Annotated in this window: 16 protein-coding genes; 11 read left to right on the top strand and 5 right to left on the bottom strand. The window is 55.7% G+C overall.

Annotated elements, in window-relative coordinates; translation table 11 throughout:
- Window positions 1-76: 76 nt before the first annotated feature.
- The 7 genes from JT51_RS00675 to JT51_RS00645 all read left to right on the top strand — a co-directional run bounded on the left by JT51_RS00675 (window position 77) and on the right by JT51_RS00645 (window position 5,906).
- Window positions 77-865, top strand: a complete 789-nt coding sequence (locus JT51_RS00675) for an ABC transporter ATP-binding protein (protein ID WP_037306802.1) — start codon at window positions 77-79, stop codon at window positions 863-865.
- Window positions 866-973: 108 nt separating this feature from the next.
- Window positions 974-1,687 (top strand): ABC transporter ATP-binding protein, encoded by a 714-nt coding sequence (locus JT51_RS00670; protein ID WP_037306799.1) that lies wholly within the window; start codon window positions 974-976, stop codon window positions 1,685-1,687.
- 445 nt (window positions 1,688-2,132) lie between these two features.
- Window positions 2,133-2,456 (top strand): hypothetical protein, encoded by a 324-nt coding sequence (locus tag JT51_RS00665; protein ID WP_037306796.1) that lies wholly within the window; start codon window positions 2,133-2,135, stop codon window positions 2,454-2,456.
- A 221-nt stretch (window positions 2,457-2,677) separates the two neighbouring features.
- Window positions 2,678-3,031 (top strand): hypothetical protein, encoded by a 354-nt coding sequence (locus JT51_RS00660; protein WP_037306794.1) that lies wholly within the window; start codon window positions 2,678-2,680, stop codon window positions 3,029-3,031.
- Window positions 3,032-3,147: 116 nt separating this feature from the next.
- Complete coding sequence (locus JT51_RS00655) at window positions 3,148-4,158, top strand: branched-chain amino acid ABC transporter permease (protein WP_037306792.1); 1,011 nt, start codon at window positions 3,148-3,150, stop codon at window positions 4,156-4,158.
- Window positions 4,155-5,468, top strand: coding sequence for a branched-chain amino acid ABC transporter permease (locus JT51_RS00650; protein WP_037306790.1), 1,314 nt, complete (start codon window positions 4,155-4,157; stop codon window positions 5,466-5,468). Before JT51_RS00655 ends, JT51_RS00650 begins: the two co-directional genes overlap by 4 nt.
- A 186-nt stretch (window positions 5,469-5,654) precedes the next feature.
- Window positions 5,655-5,906 (top strand): hypothetical protein, encoded by a 252-nt coding sequence (locus tag JT51_RS00645; protein WP_037306789.1) that lies wholly within the window; start codon window positions 5,655-5,657, stop codon window positions 5,904-5,906.
- Window positions 5,907-5,951: 45 nt separating this feature from the next.
- Here JT51_RS00645 and JT51_RS00640 read toward each other — a convergent pair whose 3' ends face one another.
- Entirely contained in the window at window positions 5,952-7,493 is a 1,542-nt protein-coding gene (locus tag JT51_RS00640; protein WP_037306787.1) for a helicase HerA-like domain-containing protein, read from the bottom strand.
- Window positions 7,494-7,924: 431 nt separating this feature from the next.
- Between JT51_RS00640 and JT51_RS00635 the strand changes: the two genes are divergently transcribed.
- Complete coding sequence (locus tag JT51_RS00635; protein ID WP_037306785.1) at window positions 7,925-8,518, top strand: invasion associated locus B family protein; 594 nt, start codon at window positions 7,925-7,927, stop codon at window positions 8,516-8,518.
- 66 nt (window positions 8,519-8,584) lie between these two features.
- On the opposite strand, the gene JT51_RS00630 is transcribed toward JT51_RS00635, so the two are convergent.
- From JT51_RS00630 to JT51_RS00615, 4 genes are read right to left on the bottom strand one after another with little or no spacing between them, the layout of a single operon-like run.
- Entirely contained in the window at window positions 8,585-9,793 is a 1,209-nt protein-coding gene (locus tag JT51_RS00630) for a beta-ketoacyl-[acyl-carrier-protein] synthase family protein (RefSeq protein ID WP_037306783.1), read from the bottom strand.
- An 8-nt stretch (window positions 9,794-9,801) separates the two neighbouring features.
- Window positions 9,802-10,059 (bottom strand): acyl carrier protein, encoded by a 258-nt coding sequence (locus tag JT51_RS00625; RefSeq protein WP_037306781.1) that lies wholly within the window; start codon window positions 10,057-10,059, stop codon window positions 9,802-9,804.
- Window positions 10,060-10,091: 32 nt separating this feature from the next.
- Entirely contained in the window at window positions 10,092-11,183 is a 1,092-nt protein-coding gene (lpxD, locus tag JT51_RS00620; RefSeq protein WP_037306779.1) for a UDP-3-O-(3-hydroxymyristoyl)glucosamine N-acyltransferase, read from the bottom strand.
- Window positions 11,184-11,218: 35 nt separating this feature from the next.
- Entirely contained in the window at window positions 11,219-12,823 is a 1,605-nt protein-coding gene (locus JT51_RS00615; RefSeq protein ID WP_037306777.1) for a L,D-transpeptidase family protein, read from the bottom strand.
- Window positions 12,824-12,826: 3 nt separating this feature from the next.
- Here JT51_RS00615 and JT51_RS00610 point away from each other — a divergent pair, with 3 nt between their 5' ends.
- The 3 genes from JT51_RS00610 to JT51_RS00600 all read left to right on the top strand — a co-directional run bounded on the left by JT51_RS00610 (window position 12,827) and on the right by JT51_RS00600 (window position 15,484).
- Window positions 12,827-13,045, top strand: a complete 219-nt coding sequence (locus JT51_RS00610) for a hypothetical protein (protein ID WP_037306775.1) — start codon at window positions 12,827-12,829, stop codon at window positions 13,043-13,045.
- A 132-nt stretch (window positions 13,046-13,177) separates the two neighbouring features.
- A complete protein-coding gene (locus JT51_RS00605) occupies window positions 13,178-13,747 on the top strand; it encodes a YcbK family protein (RefSeq protein WP_037306772.1) in 570 nt (189 codons plus the stop codon).
- A 420-nt stretch (window positions 13,748-14,167) separates the two neighbouring features.
- Window positions 14,168-15,484 (top strand): tyrosine-type recombinase/integrase, encoded by a 1,317-nt coding sequence (locus JT51_RS00600; RefSeq protein ID WP_037306771.1) that lies wholly within the window; start codon window positions 14,168-14,170, stop codon window positions 15,482-15,484.
- Window positions 15,485-15,534: the final 50 nt, after the last annotated feature.

Below are 15,534 nucleotides of genomic sequence, written 5' to 3'. Positions count from 1 at the left end.
TTTCAGTGAAAAAAGGCCGCACCTCTTTTAAAGGGCCGGGAAACAAGAACGCCGACAACGGCGGCTAGGGGATAAGATGATCGTCGTCGAAGACGTGCATAAGCATTTCGGCGGTTTTCACGCGGTGGACGGGGCATCGCTGGAAATCCAAAAGGGTTCGATCACAGGGTTGATCGGACCGAACGGAGCGGGAAAAACCACTCTGTTCAACGTGATCGCGGGCGTTCTGCCAACGACCAGCGGCAAGGTTTGGATGGATGGTGAGGATATCACCGGCCTGCCCCCGCATGAGTTGTTTCACAAAGGTCTGCTGCGCACCTTCCAGATCGCGCATGAGTTTTCGTCGATGACCTGCCGCGAAAACCTAATGATGGTGCCCGGCGCGCAATCCGGTGAATCGCTGTGGAACACCTGGTTCGGTCGCAAGCGCATTGCCGACGAAGAACGCGCCCTTGCGGCCCGCGCCGACGAGGTTCTGGAGTTCCTGACCATCGAACACCTGGCCGACCACAAGGCCGGTCAGGTTTCGGGTGGGCAAAAGAAACTGCTGGAGCTTGGCCGGACCATGATGGTCGACGCCAAGATCGTGTTTCTGGATGAGGTCGGCGCCGGCGTGAACCGCACCTTGCTGATGACCATCGCCGACACCATCCTGCGCCTGAACAAGGAACGCGGCTATACTTTTGTCGTGATCGAGCACGACATGGATTTCATCGGCAAGATTTGCGACCCGGTCATCTGTATGGCCGAAGGCAAGGTTCTGGCCGAGGGTACGCTGGACGAGATCAAGGCCAATGAGCATGTGATCGAGGCGTATCTGGGCACCGGCCTGAAAAACAAAGACAAGCTGGAGGCCGGAGCTTGAGCTTTGTGATCCAAATGCGCGCCTGTGGCGCAACCTATTTATCAGGCTGGGGGCGCTGCCCCCAGACCCCCGGGATATTTGCTGGCCAGATGAAAGAAGGACCTATCGATGGGTGAGCCGTTTCTGATTGGGGACACGATGACCGGCGGTTACGGCAAGGGGCCAGACATTCTGCATGAATGCACCATTGCTGTCGAAAAAGGTGAAATCGCCGTTATCGTGGGGCCTAATGGTGCCGGTAAATCCACGGCAATGAAGGCCGTTTTCGGGATGCTGGACGTACGTTCCGGCGCAGTGCGGCTGGATGGTGAGGATATTACCGGTCTTTCCCCGCAGGATCGTGTGATCCGGGGAATGGGGTTTGTGCCGCAGACGCAGAACATCTTTACCTCGATGACGGTCGAAGAGAACCTTGAGATGGGCGCGTTTATTCGACGCGACGATATCAGCCAGACGATGGAACAGGTCTATGACTTATTCCCCATCCTGCGCGACAAGCGCAATCAGGCGGCGGGCGAGTTGTCGGGCGGTCAACGCCAGCAGGTCGCCGTGGGTCGTGCGTTGATGACCCAGCCGAAGGTGTTGATGCTGGACGAACCCACCGCTGGTGTTTCACCCATCGTGATGGATGAGCTATTTGATCGGATTATCGAAGTGTCCCGCACCGGGTTGCCGATCCTGATGGTAGAACAGAATGCCCGTCAGGCGTTGGAAATCGCGGACAAGGGGTATGTTCTGGTTCAGGGACGGAACGCCTATACCGGGACGGGCAAGGAATTGCTGGCCGATCCCGAAGTTCGAAAGAGCTTTTTGGGAGGATAAGATTGTCGTCACCCAAACGGTGACTTCCTTCGGTCACCTTAGTTAGCCCCTCTCTCTTAACTTTGATGCCACCGTCCAAAGGAAACCGCAAGAATTCCGGTCACGTGGTCGAAAGTTCGTACAAGTTTGAGGGGTGCTGAGGAACCAGCCTGTCAGTTGTCACGTGATGCTTGCGGTTAATTTGACAGTATTGTGGCAGGGCTCTGTGAGGCCCGATTGCGACCGACTGAAGCACTTCACTTAAACTATTGTTTTATATATATTTCACCCCTCTCGACACCTTCCTTTGGCATTACACAGCACCCTAAAGATTGCCTTTGATGGGCTGCAATGCGGTCACATTCCACTTTTATCGCTTGCCCAACAGAACGTACCGGCACATGGGAAAAATTTTGGACCTGCACCGTTGTTCTGAAACAGAAAAAACAGAAATCAGGACATCAAAATGAAAATTTGGATTTGCGCGGCAGCCGCAGCTTTCTTTGCTTCGGCCGCAGCAGCAGAAGAACGTCATTTCGTTTGCGTCTCGGATCGTGACGGAAGCGAAGTGCGCCTGAACCGTGCGCCCGAAGGCGACAAAGGCAACATCAATTACAAGGAAATTACCGGTGATGCTTTGGTGTTCAAGGGCGTTGGTAATATGACGTTTGTTCATATTGAAGATCAGGATGTCATGACCTTTGTCGTGCATTATGACGACATGTCCTATGATCTTTCCGTTAAAGGCCCACACGCTGCCACCGATCATGGAACTTGCAAGGAAGTATAGGCTGCACAAGCAATTATAACCGAACTTTTCTTGTCATCTGGAAAGAATATCGCAAGATATATCAAGAGGATGTGAGCAGCGGCTCGCACCTCTTTTTTTTCACCAAACCTTGGCTACCTGTATTGAGGCGAACGGGAAACATCGGTCGCTTACCACTCTCAAAATCCCGTATTTCGGCTGAGGTACAGTTTGGAATGCGGAGCGAACCACCAAGGGACACTATGAAAAATCTGACTGCACTGACGCTTGCCCTTCTCGCCCCTTCACTTGGCTTGGCAGCTGATGCCGGACCGTTGGACGGGGCCGACTTTGTTGTGACCTGCGTTTCGGACGCTGATGGCGGTACCGTTACATTGGCCCGGTCGGGGGCGACTGACACTGGTTTTATCGTAACCGACGCCATTCGGGGCGAGGCCAAGATTCTTTCAGGCATCAATTCTCTGACGTTTCTGCACATCATGGATAAGGACGTCGTTACATTTGTCGTTGATTTTGACGACCTGAACTATGACATGTCGGTCAAAGGCCAGCACACTGCAAATGATCGCGGCAAGTGTGACGCCCCAGTCAGCTGACAACGGTAAAAAACTCTCACTTTCCGACCTATTCGGGTCAAAAAAGAAGACGCAAATTGTTGTGTCTTTTGTCGACGTCGTGCCATAAAGCCGCACCCGGACAGTGAGAAGAATTGATGGATTTACTGAACGCGCTTGTTGCGCTTGCAAACTTTGTGATCGTGCCAGCGGTTGCCTATGGCAGCCAGTTGGCGCTTGGGGCGCTGGGGGTCACGCTGATCTATGGCATCCTGCGGTTTTCAAACTTTGCCCATGGCGACACGATGGCCTTTGGCGCGATGATCGCCGTGCTGGTCACTTGGGGATTGCAGGCCGCCGGGGTCAGCTTTGGACCGTTGCCAACCGCCCTGTTGGCGCTGCCTTTTGCTATTCTGGGCTGTATCGTTTTGGTGCTGGTTACCGACAGGCTGGTTTATCGGTTCTATCGCGAACAAAAGGCCAAGCCGGTCATATTGGTGATCGTCTCAATGGGCGTGATGTTCATCATGAACGGTCTGGTGCGGTTCATCATCGGCCCGGACGACCAAAGGTTTTCCGACGGTGCGCGTTTTTTGATTTCCGCGCGCGATTTCAAGGAATTGACCGGCTTGCGCGAGGGCTTGGCGATCAAAACCTCGCAAGGCATTACCGTTGTGGTGGCGATCGTCGCCGTAGCGTTGCTGTTCTGGTTCCTCAACAAAACCCGCACTGGCAAGTCGATGCGCGCCTATTCCGACAATGAGGATCTGGCGCTGCTGTCCGGCATCAATCCCGAACGTGTGGTGATGATCACCTGGATCCTTGTTGCTGCTCTGGCGACAACGGCGGGTGTGCTGTACGGGCTGGACAAAAGCTTCAAACCTTTTGTCTATTTCCAGCTGCTGCTACCGATCTTTGCCTCGGCCATCGTGGGTGGGCTGGGCAGCCCTCTGGGTGCCATCGCCGGTGGGTTCATCATCGCATTTTCTGAGGTTACGATCACTTATGCCTGGAAAAAAGTGCTGACTTATCTAGCCCCGGAAAACCTTGAACCATCAGGGTTGGTGCAACTCTTGTCTACCGATTACAAATTCGCCGTCAGCTTTGTGATCCTGCTGATTGTGCTTTTGTTCAAACCTACGGGTCTGTTTAAGGGGAAATCGGTATGACCGAAGCTGTCAAAAACACTCTGCTTTTCCTGGTTGTTGGCGGGCTGATCCTGCTGACCGGATTCACACAAAGCTGGAACGCGGCAATCTTGATCCTGAACATGGGGCTGATCTCGGCCATCATGGCGATTGGGGTGAACCTGCAATGGGGCTTTGCCGGCCTGTTCAACGTGGGTGTCATGGGCTTTGTCGCGCTGGGCGGGCTGGCGGTTGTGCTGGTCTCCACCCCTCCGACGCAGGGTGCGTGGTCTGCCGGGGGGTATGGAATTGTTCTGGCCCTGTTACTGGGGGCGGCCACCGTGGTCGGCGCCGTTCTTGTGGCGCAGAAGTTTCCCAAAGGGCGTATGCGGACCCTGTCGATTGTCGGCATTCTGATTGCGGGTTTCTTTATCTATCGCGCGGTCTTTGATCCCAGTGCTGCCGCTGTCGAGGCGATCGACCCTGCCGTCGCTGGCAACCTTGGGGGGCTGAACCTGCCGGTTTTGCTGGCCTGGCCTGCCGGTGGCCTGCTGGCTGCGGGTGCCGCGTGGTTGATTGGCAAAACCGCGCTGGGGCTGCGATCGGATTATCTGGCGATCGCCACATTGGGCATTGCCGAAATCATTATCGCATTCATGAAGAACGAGGACTGGCTAGCGCGCGGCGTCAAGAACGTCTACGGCATCCCGCGCCCGGCCCCGGTGGTCGGGTATGAGGTCGAATTGCAAAATGACCCCAGTTTCCTTGCCCGTGCCGAATGGCTGGGCCTGGACCCGGTCACGGCGTCGACCTTGTCGGTCAAGCTGGGCTATTCGCTGCTGTTCCTGATCGTGTTGCTGGTGCTGCTGTGGATGGCGCAGATGGCACTGCGCAGCCCTTGGGGCCGTATGATGCGCGCCATTCGCGACAACGAAGTCGCGGCCGAGGCGATGGGCAAGAACGTCACCCGCCGCCATCTGCAAATTTTTGTTCTGGGTTCCGCGGTCTGCGGCATAGCCGGCGCGATGATGACCACTTTGGACGGTCAGTTGACCCCCAGCGCGTATCAGCCCCTGCGGTTTACTTTCCTTGTCTGGGTTATGGTGATCGTGGGTGGATCGGGCAACAACTTTGGCGCAGTTCTGGGTGCCTTCCTGATCTGGTTCCTTTGGGTACAGGTCGAACCTATCGGTCTGTGGCTGATGAACCTGATCACAATCGGCCTGCCTGACGGTAGCGCGCTAAAGTCGCATCTGATCGACAGCGCCGCGCATATGCGTCTGTTCACCATGGGGCTGATCCTGTTGATTGTCCTCAGATTCAGCCCAAGGGGTCTGATCCCTGAGAAATAGATGTAGATCATCCCAAAAAGTTGAACCGCGTCGAATATTCGGCGCGGTTTCTTGATTCCAGCCCCGATCCTTAATACACGAAACTATCGCTCGGCTAATTCAGGATCATCACCAGATCGCATTCATGCATAATTAGTCAATCGACGCTGATACTACAGGTCACCTTTAAGAGTAAGAAGACGTCACATGAAAACATCGCTTGTCACCAAGATACTTATGCTGCCTCTCGTCGCCAGTTTGGCCGCATGTATCCCGTCGCCAGAAGATCTGGAAACCACACCTGTCAAAGTTCAGACCCCAAAGGGTGAGGTGACCTGCCAACTGTATCGCCAAGACCGCGTAACCTGGGATCGCGCGATCAATTTCCCGGCGGCCAAAATGTCGGTTCCCGAGGCAGACGCCTTTTGCCGGCAAGAAGGCCAGCGCCGGTTGAAGTAACAGAATTGGCGCCGAGCTTCGAATTCGCAGCTCGGTGCCACGATCCTATCTGTTCTTGAACAGCCCACCTAGAATCCCGCGAACAATACGGCGGCCTGTTGTCCCTTTGAGCTCTTTGATGACGGCCTCGCTCATGGCAGTTGCAAAGGTGTCCTTTCGGCGGGTGACACGCGACGATGACCGTCCGACCCTGCTGCCGGAAAATCGCCGTGCCGTTGCAAATTCCCGTTCCGCCACGGATTGGGTTTCCATTTCTTCTTCGGCCTCGGCGGCGGCCTTTGCTGCGTCATTCGCACGGGATTGCAGAATTTCAAACGCGGATTTCCGGTCTACCAGCTTGTCGTATTTGGCCTGCATGGGGGACACCTGCATCACGGCTTGGCGTTCGGCATCTGAAATCGGGCCAAGCTGCGATCCTGGCGGGCGAATAAGGGTCCGCTCGACAATGCCCGGCACTCCTTTCTTTTGCAGCATCGAAGTGACAGCCTCACCAACGCCGACTTCGCGAATTGCCGCCTCGGTATCGAAAGCAGGATTTTCCCGATAGGTTTCCGCGGCAAGACGCAGGTTTTTCCGGTCCCGCGCCGTGAATGCACGCAGGGCATGTTGAACCCGGTTGCCCAGCTGCCCAAGGATGTCTTCGGGAATATCTGCCGGATTTTGCGAGATAAAATAGACCCCGACCCCCTTGGACCGGATCAACCGCGCAACCTGTTCGACCTTGTCCACCAGAATTTTGGGGGCATCTTCAAACAGCAAGTGCGCCTCATCGAAAAAGAAGACCAGCTTGGGTTTGTCGGGATCGCCGACCTCGGGCAGTTCTTCGAACAATTCGCTCAGCAGCCACAACAGAAAAGTTGCATACAGACGGGGGGCGCCCATCAGCTTGTCGGACGCAAGGATATTCACCATCCCCCGCCCGTTTTCGTCTTTTCGCATCAGGTCGGAAAGCTCCAGAGCAGGCTCTCCAAACAGGTTTGTCGCCCCCTGATTTTCCAACACAAGCAGCCGCCTTTGGATCGCACCAATCGACGCGGTTGAGACATTGCCGTATCGCAAAGACAATTGCGCCCGGTTCTCACCGATCCAAACCAACAAGGACTGCAGATCCTTGAGATCCAGCAGCGGCATTCCTTCCTCGTCCGCGACACGGAACGCGATGTTCAGAATGCCTTCCTGCGCCTCGCTCAGGCCCATCAAACGGGAAAAAAGCAAAGGCCCCATCTCGGTCACGGTTGTCCGAACCGGGTGGCCTTGTTCACCAAACAGATCCCAGAAGGTGACCGGACAGGCCCGATAGGAATAACCCGGGAATCCAATTTGTTGGGCGCGGTCCTGAAATGCCTGATGCAACTTGTGATCATCCCGGCCCGCCTTTGCCAGGCCGGACAAATCCCCTTTGACGTCCGACAGGAACACAGGAACCCCAGCCTGCGAAAACCCCTCGGCCAGGATTTGCAGCGTCACGGTTTTACCCGTTCCAGTCGCGCCCGCGATCAAGCCATGACGGTTGGCATACTTCAGCGCCAGGTTCTGCGGCTGGCTATAGTCGTCACCCCCACCGCCCAGAAAGATGTTATTTTCCATGAATGTAAGGCCTTAATGTTCATCGGTCCGGGACCAGCATACAAAGTTAATCTTTGACTGCGATAGTCTATTCGCTGCCTTCGCCCCGAAAGGTGCAGGGCGGCAAACTTCCTCCCTGTCGACTGACCGCGCCCTCGGGCGCGGTTTTTTTGAAGAAACACTGGCGAGATCATTAAAATTTCAGGTTACCAGTTGACCAGTCCGCCTGCCTTTCGTAACGTCTGCGCATAAATAAGTCGGCCAGTCCGACGGGGAGAAAATTATATGAAAGGGAGCCGCTCCACCGGCTCCCTTTTTGCTTTCCCTCTTGTTCCGTGGGCAAGGTGGCAAGATTCCGATCACTTAGTACTATTTGCGCGGCTTAATGCCTGACACCGTGATCCAAGGATGATAGACCGAGCAAAAAGTTCACTCTCTCTACCGAGGCATTCATGATCAAGAAACTCCTCCCGTTCAACGTTATGGCAGCCGCGCTTTTGTGCGGGGCGGTAAACGCACAAGAAGCACAAAATTCCGAAACCCCGGCTGTACCCGCAGACAACGGTCTGGATCTGGGTGAATCCGGTCCGCGTGTCGGAGAGCAATTCGTCAAAGAGAAATCCGGCGATTGGGAAGTATCCTGCATTAAGACCGAAACAGATAACGACCCTTGTGCCATGGTTCAGATTGTGAACGGTCAGCAGGGTGAGCCCATCGCTGAAGTGACCATTGGTAAATTGCCCGAAGGCGGTGCCGCGGTCGCATGGGCCAATGTGATCGTTCCGCTGGAAACCCTGCTGCAAGCGCAGCTGGCATTGTCGATCGACGGTGCGCCGCGCAAGCTCTACAACTACCACCACTGTGTCCCGATTGGATGTGTTGCACAACTTGGTCTGAGCCAAGGCGACCTTGACGCAATGAAAGCAGGCAGCGAAGCCGTTATTTCGATTGTCCCGGCGCGCGCGCCTGATCAGGTGCTTCAGATGAACATGTCCTTGTCCGGGTTCACCGGCGCGTTTGGCGGGCTGACCGTTAATCGGAACTAAGCAATGCTCCAATAAGAAACGCCGCCAGTTTTGACCGGCGGCGTTTTCATTTTCCAGCTGGTGGTTTTATGCCCGTCTAAGGGCCAGAACCGCGTTCAACCCACCAAAGGCAAATGCGTTGCTTAGTACGACGTCAACCTTGGCATCGCGGGCATCATTGGGCACCACATCCAGCGCGCATTCCGGGTCGGGTTCTTCATAGCCAATGGTCGGGGCAATCACCCCGTCGCGCAGGGCCATGATGCAAGCCAACAGCTCAACCGCGCCAGTGCCGCCAATCAGATGACCATGCATGGATTTCGTGGATGAGATCATCAGATCATCCGCATGAGGTCCAAACACATCGGCCACCGCCGCGCATTCGGTTTTGTCATTTGCCGCAGTGCCTGTGCCGTGGGCGTTGATATAGCCGACCTGATCCGCGTTTAAGCCTGCATCAGACAAAGCGCCTGACATGGCACGGGCCGCCCCTTGCTTGCTGGGCATCACAATATCCGCCGCATCAGACGTCATTGCGTATCCGACGACTTCGCATAGAATGTTGGCCCCTCGGGCGCGCGCATTCTCGTATTCTTCGAAAACGAATATTCCGGCGCCCTCGCCCTGAACCATACCGTTGCGGTTTGCGCTGAACGGGCGACAAGCGTCCTTGGACATGACCCGCAAGCCTTCCCAGGCTTTGACGCCGCCAAAGCACAGCATCGATTCCGAACCGCCGGTGATCATCGCCGGGGCTGCCCCGCTGCGTACCATCTGGAACGCCAATGCCATGGCATGGTTTGACGACGCACAGGCAGTGGATACAGTAAAGCTGGGCCCTTTGAGGTTATGTTCCATCGAAAGGTGGCTGGCTGCCGCATTGTTCATCAGTTTGGGCACGACAAAGGGATGAACGCGATTCTTACCGTCTTCGTAAACTGAACGATAGTTGTCGTCCCAGGTCGAAACACCACCACCAGCAGTTCCCAGCACAACACCAGAGCGCGCGGCCAGTTCTCCGTGAAACTCGATACCCGACTGATCAATCGCCTCTTTCGCCGCAGTCAGGGTGAACTGGGTAAAGCGATCATACAGCGTCATTTGTTGGCGATTGAAACGGCCTTCGGCCTCGAATCCGCGCACCTGGCCGCCGATTTTGATGGCCAGCCGTTCGACATCCCGAAACTCAAGATCGGAAATACCGCATCGGCCTTCTCGCATGGCTTCAAGTGTATCGGGAACGGAATGGCCCAGCGAGTTGATCGTCCCGGCCCCGGTAATGACAACGCGTTTCATGCTCGTTTTCAGACCTTTTCCGACACGAGCTTTTCAATCCCGGCGATGATGGCGGCCACGTTTGAAATATCAAAATCGCTAGCCGTCGGTTCATTGGCATTGAACGGGATTGAGATGTCGAACTCTTCCTCGATGGCAAAGATGCTCTCGACCAGTCCCAGGCTGTCGATTCCCAGATCCTCGAGCGTACTTTCGGGCGTCACATCCGAAGGCTCCAACACGGCCTGTTCGGCGATGATGGCGATGACGCGGTCGGTGATGCTCATGTCGATCCTCTGATTATCACGTTGAGGGTGATTTAATCGCTTGATGGCTGTTTGAAAACAGCCTTTTTCAACGCCTCTACGTCACGCGCCATGCGCGGCAACCGGCGCTGGGCCTTGTAGACATCCGTATGGGTTTCCATTTTGATGCCGGGATACCCCATCATCACGCGCCCGGCAGGCACGTTCGACAGGATTTTTGTCCCCCCGCCCGAGATAACACCGTCGCCGATGAAGATGTTATCCACCACACCCGTCTGCCCACCCAGAACGACGTTGTTCCCGATCTCAACCGATCCGGAAACGCCGGTCTGGCCACACAGCAGGCAATCCTGCCCCACGCGGGTGTTGTGACCAACATGTACCAGATTATCCAGTTTTGATCCGTTGCCGATACAGGTGTTGCGGATCGTACCGTTGTCGATGGTGCAGTTCGAACCGATCTCGACATCATCTCCGATCTCGACCGCGCCCAGCGAGTGAATACGCAGCCAGCTTTGCGCCCGCGCCTCGCCTTTGTCGCCCATTGTTTTGCGAACATTTTCCACGTCCGACACCTCGGGCGTTACAAAGCTGAACCCGTCTCCGCCGATCCGGGCACCCGGCTGCGCGATAAACCGATCGCCAATCTGCGCCCGTGCGCCAATGCTGACCATCTCGCGCAGCGTGGCGTCTTCACCAAGCACCGCATCCATTCCGATTACACAATGCGCGCCGATGACCGCGCCTTTGCCGATGCGAGCGCGGGCACCAATTACTGTCAGCGGGCCAATGGCCACATCTTCGGCCAGAACAGCGCTTGGGTCGACCACCGCGGATGGGTGAATTCCGGCCTCAACCCCCTGACCACGGTCCAGCATCTCTGTGATGCCGGCCATCGCCATACGGGGACGCGGCACAAAAATCGCGGCGTCCAGTCCCAGCGCCTTCCAATCAGCATCTACCCACAGTACCGCCGCCCGAGCCGAGCCACCGCTCAGCGCCTCTGCGTATTTGGGGGACATTGCCATAGCCAATTCCGCAGGCCCCGCGTCCGAAGGTTCTGCGGCCCCTTCTATGATCAAGCCGGTTTCACCCTGGCTTTCTGCACCCAGGGCGTCTGCGATTTGCTGAATGGTATACTGCATGTCGGGCTTTCCAGTATTAAGACCTGCCCCGGTGATTACCCCTGAACGTCCGGCAGGGCCACCCCTGCTTTCTGCAGAGCCTCCCAGATTTTGCGATCCCGGTCGTACACATCCCGGCGATACTGGACCTGCCCTTTGGTGCCGATATAGGCGGTGCGATAGATCAGGTGTACGGGGACATGCTCTTTCAACTGAACAGTGGTTTCTTTGCCGCTGGCCAGAACGCGGTGGAAGAACGTCTTTGGATCTTCTTCCTGCTTGGCCAAAAGCGCATAGGCAAAATCGAAGGGCTGCGCCAGTCGGATACACCCATGCGAGAACGCCCGCACCTCACGCGCGAACAGGCTTTTCTGAGGCGTATCATGCAGATAGATATTGTACTTGTTGGGGAACATGAACTTCACCAGCCCCAATGCGTTGCTTTTGCTTGGCGGCTGTCGCATCGCAAACGGGAAAGTCCGCGCGGTGAACTGGGTGAAATCAACGGCACCCCGATTGACCTGACGGCCCCTGCGGTCCGTGATTTCGATATGACCCACGGCATTCGGGTTTGATTGCAGTTTCGGCAGATATTCCTTGGTGATGATCGAGCGCGGGACATACCAGCTGGGATTGATGACCATATGCTCCATCTTGTCCGAAAACTCGGGGCTGCGGCGGTCATGTGTGTTTTTTCCGATTACGGCGCGTGTTTCAAAGGTCACCAGCCCATCATCAACGATCTTTGCGGAAAAATCGGCCTGATTCACCAGGATATGCCGTTCACCACGTTCGCGCGGCAGCCAGCGTTCACGCTCCAGTGCGACATGGACGGCTTTTAGACGGTCAATGGCGCTGCGGTTCAGTTCGGTGATCGTGCCCTGCCCGGCAACGCCGTCCGGTGCCAGGCCGTGGTCGGATTGAAATTCCTGCACGGCAGCCAGCAGTGCATCGTCAAACGCGGGGCTTGCAGTCGGTTTCAGATACCCCATCGAAACCAACCGGTTACGCAGCTTGATTACATTCGGGCCAGTGTCACCATATTCCAGTTTTGACACCGGAACCGCAGGCCCCCAACCGCCCTGTCGCACCAGATGCTCCAGGGCAATCTTTTGCTTCATCAACGCGCGGTACTGTGTTGACTGCGGCGCAAGCGCGTCGAAATACGCGCCGTTTTCCGCCGAGGTCACCCCCTTCAGGTGATCCTGTGTCGACACACGTTCGACCTTGCGAACAAGGCCCTCGTCTATTGTCGCAGGACGCAGCGCACCGGATTGCAGCTTGTTGGCATATTCGGCAAAGGCACGGCTAAATGCGATCTCGACCGCACCCAGATCGCGCATCGAGCGGGCCTCTTGCGCCATCTCCAAAAGATCCTGAACGCTGTAGGATCCAACCGGCAACCCGTGCAAGTCGGTCGTCGACAAGGCCCGGATCAATCTTTCGCGTCGAACCGCATGTTCAGGGGTCTGGCCCACCCAAATTGGAACAAACCCGTTTGCCCGATAGTATTCCGCAATGTCCGATCCGGACGGGGCGAATTCGGCTACGGCCATCTGAAACGCAGTCGCGGGCTGCGTTTCGGCAGTGGCTGCAGCCGCCGATGCAAGAAAACATGCGGTGAAAAGGAAACTCGTACGCGTTCGAAAAACAGAAAGCATGGGATGGCCTTGATTATTCAGTATTTTATGTCGCTTGGGATTGCGCCGACCAACTATGGTTTCGCGCCGGGTAAATTGTCTATTCACAAATGCTTCAATCCGCTGCATCTGTCTGCGCGTGATGCTTGTTTGCATCGGCAGTCTCTGGCTGGCGGCCAATTGCCTAAACAGTATACCGATTTGCATCATCTGCGCAAAAAATTGCCGAAATTTCCCCCTTGAAAAGGTGATTATGAAAGACTTCTTGGCTGTGAATTCCGACTGTGCCATAAATCCCGCATCTGGGATGGGAAAATATTAAGAACGCGCGCGTAACATCGTGTGCAGGCAGGAACAGTACGGGACGAAACTAAAATGACCATGAGCAGTTCCTCGGGCTTGACCCGGCGTGCCCTATTGGGCGCATTCGCAGCTACGGCAGTCGTAGCGGCACCCACTTTTTCCAACGCAGCAGGGTTCCTTCGCGGTGGCGGTGATATCCGTCGCATCCGCATGTATTCCGGCCGCACGGGTGAGCGGATTGATATGATCTATTGGGTCGATGGCAAATACATCAAAGATGCCGTGAAAGAAGTGAACCATTTCATGCGCGACTGGCGGACCGATCAGGTTAAGTCCGTTGATCTGCGCACGATTGATATCATGGCGGCCTCTCATAACCTTCTCGATGTCAACGAGCCTTATATGCTGTTGTCCGGCTATCGATCCCCGAAAACCAACGCAATGCTGCGGTCCCGGTCACGTCGCGTGGCCAAGAACTCACTGCATATGAAGGGGCAAGCCGCTGACCTGCGACTGTCTTCGCGGTCGGTTTCCCAAATGGCCAAGGCAGCCATGTCTTGCCGTGCCGGTGGTGTTGGCAAATATTCCGGCTCAAACTTCGTGCATATGGATTGCGGCGTCGTCCGTTCGTGGGGCGGTTAAGCCCCCGATTTCTACCAAACACTCTGGCAGGGCATCACTTAGGGTGCCTGCGATTCAGTAGTGCCGCCAAACATTGCGTTTCTGGCATCTTTCTCTTGGTTTTCTATGAATGCAATCATGCACCAGGTTAAACCGGTGTCTTGGTGCGTGGTCGCTGTCAGATTCAAGAAATCTAGGCGACAATCTTAGAACAAAAATTCAGAAAATATGGCGCACCTGAGAGGATTCGAACCTCTGGCCTCTGCCTTCGGAGGATCTAATAACACCTTTCCGAAACATGCGATAGAGCACGTCTTTTTTCGATAGAGCGTTGAAAGACATTGTTTTTCTGAAGCGCTCCACCGAAGTTTCTATCCGAACACAGGTCGCGATTTCCGCCCTACTGCTTACGCGGGACCGGCCGGAAAGGTGCGACTTCTCATGCCAAAACTCACCAAGCGCGTCGTCGACGCGGCCGAACTCCGAGAAAAAGACTACGTCATCTGGGACGACGAACTGCCCGGCTTCGGACTGCGCGTCTTCAAATCTGGAAAACGCAGCTACGTTCTCCAATACCGGGCTGCCGGTCGATCGCGACGCTACAGCATCGGTCTTCATGGTATCTGGACCCCGGACACAGCGCGGAAGGAAGCTAGGGTTCAACTGGGCAAGATCGCGCAGGGCGAGAACCCAGCTGAAGAACGCTTGATACAGCGTAACGCCATCACGATTGAAGAACTCGCCGCTCAGTACATCGATGCGATGAATGCTGGTCTCATTCTCGGCAAGGGCGGGCGGCCCAAGAAGCCGGATACGATCTACACAGATGTCGGTCGCATCAACGGCCACATCGTCCCATTGATCGGTAAACGGCGCGTCCAAGATCTGACGAAGGCCAATGTCACCACGATGATGAATGATATCGTCTCGGGCAAAACCAAGGCGGTGCGTAAGACTGCCAACAAGCGAGGCAAATCGATCCTACGCGGTGGGCGCGGTACGGCGAGCCGCTGTGTCGGTCTTGTTGGCTCGATGCTTACCTATGCGATAAGCATGGGTGTTATCGAACAGATTGTCGCGCACGGCATTCGAAAGCCGAAAGACCGGGTACGTGACCGCCGATTGAGCAGTTCGGAATACAATACACTCGGAGAGATTCTCACCAAGGCCGAACAGATAATTGAGTTTGCGCCGACGGTTGCAATCACACGCCTCCTGGCCCTGACCGGTTGCCGTCGGAGTGAGATCATCAAGCTAAGATGGTGTGAGGTCGATTTCGAAAATAGTTGCCTCCGCTTGACTGATTCCAAGGAAGGTGCATCTGTACGGCCTATCGGCCTTGCGGTAATCGAGATTCTTGAAGAGCGCCGAAAGACAACACCCGGCGATTTCGTCTTCCCGGGCACACGCGGTGCGGAGGTGTTCGGCAGCTTTCCCAACCATTGGAACAGAATCTTCGGCGACGCAGATATCCCAGACTTCACTGCTCACGTTCTGAGGCACAGCTTTGCGAGCCTGGCCAACGATCTCGGTTTCACTGAAAGCACTGTTGCAGCATTGGTCGGCCACTCCACCAATTCGATGACGAGCAAATACATCCACTCACTCGACAACGTACTGATTACCGCTGCCGATACCGTCGCAGGATATGTCCAAGGCCTACTGGATGGTGCGGAGTTCAGGCAGACCGCCCTTGCCTGTGACAGGGCCTCGCGTCGGGCAGCCCTTGATCAGTTCATCGAACAAGCTGCGCAATAACCCGAAAGAAGCCTAGCTGGCATAGGCCTGAATTCTCGACGTTGCAGCGT

Source organism: Ruegeria halocynthiae, assembly GCF_000743705.1.
Taxonomy (GTDB): domain Bacteria; phylum Pseudomonadota; class Alphaproteobacteria; order Rhodobacterales; family Rhodobacteraceae; genus Ruegeria; species Ruegeria halocynthiae_B.
Note: the sequence above shows the minus strand (reverse complement) of the source record. Positions and strands in the feature narration are given on the sequence as shown.

Coding starts and splice junctions, on each gene's coding strand:
- JT51_RS00660 (WP_037306794.1), top strand. CDS start 2,678: ATGAAAAATCTGACTGCACTGACGCTTGCCCTTCTCGCCCCTTCACTT.
- JT51_RS00650 (WP_037306790.1), top strand. CDS start 4,155: ATGACCGAAGCTGTCAAAAACACTCTGCTTTTCCTGGTTGTTGGCGGG.
- JT51_RS00625 (WP_037306781.1), bottom strand. CDS start 10,059: ATGAGCATCACCGACCGCGTCATCGCCATCATCGCCGAACAGGCCGTG.
- JT51_RS00630 (WP_037306783.1), bottom strand. CDS start 9,793: ATGAAACGCGTTGTCATTACCGGGGCCGGGACGATCAACTCGCTGGGC.
- JT51_RS00635 (WP_037306785.1), top strand. CDS start 7,925: ATGATCAAGAAACTCCTCCCGTTCAACGTTATGGCAGCCGCGCTTTTG.
- JT51_RS00655 (WP_037306792.1), top strand. CDS start 3,148: ATGGATTTACTGAACGCGCTTGTTGCGCTTGCAAACTTTGTGATCGTG.
- JT51_RS00665 (WP_037306796.1), top strand. CDS start 2,133: ATGAAAATTTGGATTTGCGCGGCAGCCGCAGCTTTCTTTGCTTCGGCC.
- JT51_RS00615 (WP_037306777.1), bottom strand. CDS start 12,823: ATGCTTTCTGTTTTTCGAACGCGTACGAGTTTCCTTTTCACCGCATGT.
- JT51_RS00640 (WP_037306787.1), bottom strand. CDS start 7,493: ATGGAAAATAACATCTTTCTGGGCGGTGGGGGTGACGACTATAGCCAG.
- JT51_RS00600 (WP_037306771.1), top strand. CDS start 14,168: ATGCCAAAACTCACCAAGCGCGTCGTCGACGCGGCCGAACTCCGAGAA.
- JT51_RS00610 (WP_037306775.1), top strand. CDS start 12,827: ATGGCCTTGATTATTCAGTATTTTATGTCGCTTGGGATTGCGCCGACC.
- JT51_RS00605 (WP_037306772.1), top strand. CDS start 13,178: ATGACCATGAGCAGTTCCTCGGGCTTGACCCGGCGTGCCCTATTGGGC.
- JT51_RS00645 (WP_037306789.1), top strand. CDS start 5,655: ATGAAAACATCGCTTGTCACCAAGATACTTATGCTGCCTCTCGTCGCC.
- JT51_RS00675 (WP_037306802.1), top strand. CDS start 77: ATGATCGTCGTCGAAGACGTGCATAAGCATTTCGGCGGTTTTCACGCG.
- lpxD (WP_037306779.1), bottom strand. CDS start 11,183: ATGCAGTATACCATTCAGCAAATCGCAGACGCCCTGGGTGCAGAAAGC.
- JT51_RS00670 (WP_037306799.1), top strand. CDS start 974: ATGGGTGAGCCGTTTCTGATTGGGGACACGATGACCGGCGGTTACGGC.